The 2,916-nt window shown below is 71.4% G+C and carries 1 protein-coding gene; it reads right to left on the bottom strand.

The window, feature by feature from the left end; genetic code table 11:
• Window positions 1-2,797 (bottom strand): EAL domain-containing protein (locus E4L96_RS18905; protein ID WP_135208767.1); only part of this gene is annotated, 2,797 nt, incomplete at its 3' end.
• Window positions 2,798-2,916 lie beyond the last annotated feature (119 nt).

Below are 2,916 nucleotides of genomic sequence, written 5' to 3'. Positions count from 1 at the left end.
GTGTCAGGCCGCTGAGCGCCTGGACCGCCGACGCGATCGGCGTGCCCTGGGCCGCAGCGTCGTCCACCACCAGCACCGTACGCGCATACGGGCAGGCGCGCAGCCGTTCGGCCGGCAGGCCGCGGCCTTCGCGCAGCAGCGCCGCGCAGTCAGCCGGTTCCAGAGGGCGGCTGAACAGGTAGCCCTGCATCTCGTCGCAGCCATGGCGCGCCAGCAGGGCGAGCTGGCCGGCCGTCTCCACGCCTTCCGCGATGACGGTCAGGCGCAGGCCGTGCGCCATGGCGATCACCGCCTCCGCGATCGCCAGGTCGTCCGGGTCGCTGGTGAGATCGCGCACGAAGGACTGGTCCAGTTTCAGCCGGTCCACCGGGAACCGCTTCAGGTAGTTCAGGTTCGAGTAGCCGGTGCCGAAATCGTCGATCGCCAGCCTCACGCCCAGGTCTTTCAGCCGCCGCATGGTGGCCATGCTGTGCGCCGGGTCGTCCATGGACGCGGTCTCGGTCAGCTCCAGCTCCAGCCAGGCCGGATCGAGCCCGGTCTCGGCCAGCACCGCCGCCACCTGGTCCGGCAGCCCCGCGTTGAACTGGCGCGCCGAGATGTTGACCGAGACCGGCACCGCGGCCAGCCCCGCGCGCTGCCAGGCGCACAGCTGCTCGCACGCAGTGCGCAGCACCCAGGCGCCGATCGCGGTAATCAGCCCGCTCTCCTCGGCGAGGCCGATGAAACGCCCCGGCGGCACCATGCCCAGTTCCGGATGGCGCCAGCGCACCAGTGCCTCCACGCCGATCACACGGCCCGTCGCCAGCGCGACCTGCGGCTGGTAGTGCAGGCACAGTTCATCGCGCTCCACGGCACGCCGCAGCGCGCTCTCCAGGCGGAAGCGGTCCTGCGCGCCCTCATTGAGTTCGGGGCGGTAGAAGGCATAGCGCTGGCCGGGCGCGCGCATGGCCTGGCGGGCCGCAAGTTCTGCGCTTTGCGCCAGCTGGTCGAAATCGGCGCCGTCGTTGGGGTACAAGGCCAGCCCCGCGACCGCCTCCACGTGCACCTCGTTGCCGTCGATCGCGAACGGTTCGTCCAGGCGCGCCAGCAGCTGGTGCACGCCGTGCGCCAGTTCCTCCACGCTGGCGCGCACAGCCACCATCTGGAAGGTGTCGTCGGTGACGCGCCCCGCAGCGTCGCCAGGCCGCGCCAGCTCGCGCAGCCGGTCCGCCAGGCCCGCAAGCAGGGTCTCTTCCGCGGCGCGCCCGAGCAGCTCGCGCACGCGGTGCAGGTCGCCCACGCGCACGCACAGCAGGCCCACGGCCTGCGCCGCCCCGGCGCTGACGAGCCGCTGCTGCACGCGGTCGCGCAGCAGCAAGCGGTTGGGCAGGCCGGTGACCGGGTCGAAGTTGTTGGCGTATTCGAGTTTCTCCTGCACGCCGTACAGCGCGGTCAGGTCGATGCCGGTGCCGAGGTAGTGGTCGCCCTGTGCGCCAAGCGGCAGCCACGCCACGGTCCACAGGATGTGGCGCACGGTCCCGTCGCGCGCGTCCCACTGCTCCTCGAACTGCATCGGCCGGCGGTCCGCCCCGATGCGCGCGAAGCGCTCGCGCGCCTGGGCCGCGCGCTCGGGCGCCAGCTCCCAGAACGAGCGGCCCAGCACCTCGTCCGCGCGCCAGCCCAGGGTCTGTTCGCAAGCCGGGTTCCACACCTTGATGGCGCCTTCCGCATCGACCAGGCAGACCAGCGCCCCGGCCACCTTGACCACCGTGGAGAACAGGTTACGCTCCGCATCCAGGGCCTCGGTGCGCTCGCGCACCAGCGCTTCCATGTTGGCGTACAGGTCGGCCCGTTCAAGTGCGCTGGCCAGCTGCGCGCCCACAGTGCTGAGCACGTTGAGGTCCAGATCGTCCGCGCTCAGACGCAGGTTCAGAAGGCCGAGTTCGCGCTCGCCGGCCAGCAGCGGCAGGCACACGTAGGGCGAATCGCCATTGGCGGGACAGGCGGCGTGGCGCTGCGGCGTCCGCAGGCTGCCATCGAGCAGGCACGTGGGGCAAGTGCAGTCCGGCCGCAGCGTGACATTGTGGATGGCGGCCGGCTGCAGCGCGCCATCCGCGGCGCGCAGCAGCACCGCGGCACCGGTTACCCCGGGCAGCTCCAGCACCGCATCGAGCGCGCGGCGCGCCATGTCGTCGGCACTCACGGCCCCATTGAGCGCGTGCGCGGTGCGGTACAGCCCATCGAGCGACTGGTAGGAGCGCGCGATCTGGTCCTGGCGCTCGCGCAGCTCCTCGGTCATGTGGATCGCTTCTTCATAGGTCGAGATCAGCAGGTCGAAGATCTGCTGGCGCTCGGCCGTGATGAAGTGGGTCTGGCCGCCCAGGTTCACCTGCATGCCCAACTGCACCCGCTCCTCCGGCCGGAAGCGCCGGTTGGCCAGGATGAATTCGATGCGCGCCACCAGGTAGCGCGGGTCGAAGGGCTTGCGGATGAAGTTATCGGCGCCGCAGTCCAGGCCCCGGATCACGTCGTACAGGCTGTTCAGGGCGGTGAGCAGGATCACCGGGATGTCGCGCGTGGCTGGATCGGCCTTGAGGGCGCGGCACATCGCAAAGCCGTCCATGCCGGGCATGGCAATGTCGCTTACGACGAGGGACGGCGGCTGGGCGCGGGCGGACGCGAGACCGGCCTGCCCATCCGCAGCCAATCGGACCACGAAGGCATTCTCCTCCAGCACGGTGGCCAGGGCGCGGGCCTGCGTGGCGCTGTCCTCCACCACCAGGATCTCGGCCGCCAGCGCCGGAGGGCGGGTGCTCATCGGGAGGCCTCGCGGGCGGCGCGGTGGCGTGCGGCCGCAGCATCCAGCGCGTGCGCCAGGGTCAAGGCATCGTTCCGCGCGCGGCCGGTGGGCGCCTTGACCAGCGTCCAGCCGAGATC

Origin of the sequence: Zemynaea arenosa (assembly GCF_004614185.1) — a bacterium.
GTDB classification, from domain to species: domain Bacteria; phylum Pseudomonadota; class Gammaproteobacteria; order Burkholderiales; family Burkholderiaceae_D; genus Telluria; species Telluria arenosa.
Note: the sequence above shows the minus strand (reverse complement) of the source record. Positions and strands in the feature narration are given on the sequence as shown.